Genomic DNA, 1619 nt, shown 5'->3' with positions numbered 1-1619 from the left:
AGACTGTTCCCCAGCCCCCGCAGTTTCCGTTCGCCGTCCGGTTGGCCAAAGATGACGCTATTGAAGGTGTCAACTCCGACCAGGCGCGCACCAGCGGCTTTTTGGCGAAGTCGCTCTATTGTCCCGCAGGTAGAGCCGCCAGATCCGACAGAACCCACCAAAGTTACGTCGGCGCCCAACATCTCCGATAGCTGGTCGGCGAAAAGTTTATAGGCTGCGGGGTTGTCCGGGGTTTCGTATTGCCGGGGCCAGAAACAGGAGGGCCCCAACTGTCTCATCCTAGCGTGTAATGCGTCGAGGCGGCTCCTTTGATAGCCACCTTGCTTCGCCTTTTCAGTTATTATGAACACTTCGGCTCCCAAGGAGCGCAACCTGTTTTCCAAGCCTTTGTCCATCACTGGGTCTGTGAAGATTTCGAGCTGGAATCCACGTTCTCGGCAAACTACCGCCAAACCCAGCGCAAAGGTTCCGCTCGAGGTCTCGAGAACTTTCATGCCGTGCGTCAACGTCCCTCGAGCCAGCGCCTGCTCAATGATGTATTTCGCCGGGAGAAGCTTCATGAACGCGAACTGCGCAAGATAGAGGTTTGTCTCACACCTAATAATGCTGGGGAGAGCATAGGCATCAGAATAGCCCGAGAATGGCAGGGTTTTGCGAACAGCGTCCATGTTGCTTACCTCATCGACAGCCAGTCATGGTCAGGTATATTTTTGGCGAGTTGTCGAAGGGCGATATATGGGCGAGCACTGCTCGAAGCTTCCGTGGAAAGTCAGCCGCCGTTCGATCAAGCAGGATTCCAATCATTGTGCCGCTGTGCGCGACTATCACGCCGAGAGCGCCAGTGGCCTCGGATGCTTTCAGCATCGAGTTCAGATGCTCCTTTGGGACCCGCTCCTGATGCAGGAGCGCGCTGGCCGTAGCTATTCGGCCTATCGCGGCCGTGTCACCCCGCGGAATTGCCATCCGTGCGCGGTCGAGTAATTCCTGATATTCTGCTCTGTGACTGGCGGAGATTTCACCTCGCCGTTGATCATAGTCGACGGTTTCGACTGTCCCTCCTTCATCAATACCAACGATTGCTAGCGGCGGCATTTGCCCAAGGAAGGAGAGAAGGCTACATGCTCGCTGCTGATATGCGACCACTCCTGGGTACATCACCCCGTCAGATGGTTCTATCTCCGCCATTAGCTTCTCCATCAATGATGTCCGGACTCTACGCTTGAAGCAGCAGGCGATTGACCGTGCAGCCGCAACAAGATCCGCAGACGAACTCGCCAGCCCTTTGCCTTCGGGGAGCTCGGATTGCAAAAGGAGGATTCCTCCAGAGGCACCGAGCGCAATCACGAGATTCTCAGCCAGTCGTTTTGCTTTGACTTTATGTGACGGATAAACGGTTACGGATCGTGTGCCCGCAATCGGGATGAAGTGGGCACGCGCAAAGAGCGCGATGGGCATCGTGACCAAGAAGTGAGGGTCCCGGGGAACGCAGCCGACCGGCAATTGGCCTTGCAGCAACTCGCCGAATGTGCCGCAACAAAGAGCGTCGCCGTGGCCAGAATTATTCCCTGGCTGCGGCCCGCCCTCGGCGATGATCTCTGTCGCATCTGTGCCGCCGAACG

Annotated in this window: 2 protein-coding genes; both read right to left on the bottom strand. The window is 56.7% G+C overall.

What is annotated here, in order from left to right; all coding sequences use genetic code 11:
• Positions 1-668 (bottom strand): pyridoxal-phosphate dependent enzyme (locus tag NKH90_RS34470; protein ID WP_352823757.1); only part of this gene is annotated, 668 nt, incomplete at its 3' end.
• Between the two features lie 10 nt (positions 669-678).
• A partial coding sequence (locus NKH90_RS34465) for a GHMP family kinase ATP-binding protein (protein ID WP_352823754.1) occupies positions 679-1619 on the bottom strand: 941 nt, incomplete at its 5' end.

This window comes from Mesorhizobium sp. M0898 (assembly GCF_040319695.1).
Taxonomy (GTDB): Bacteria; Pseudomonadota; Alphaproteobacteria; order Rhizobiales; family Rhizobiaceae; genus Mesorhizobium.
The sequence above is the reverse complement of the archived record's forward strand: the minus strand, read 5'-3'. Positions and strand labels throughout refer to the sequence as shown.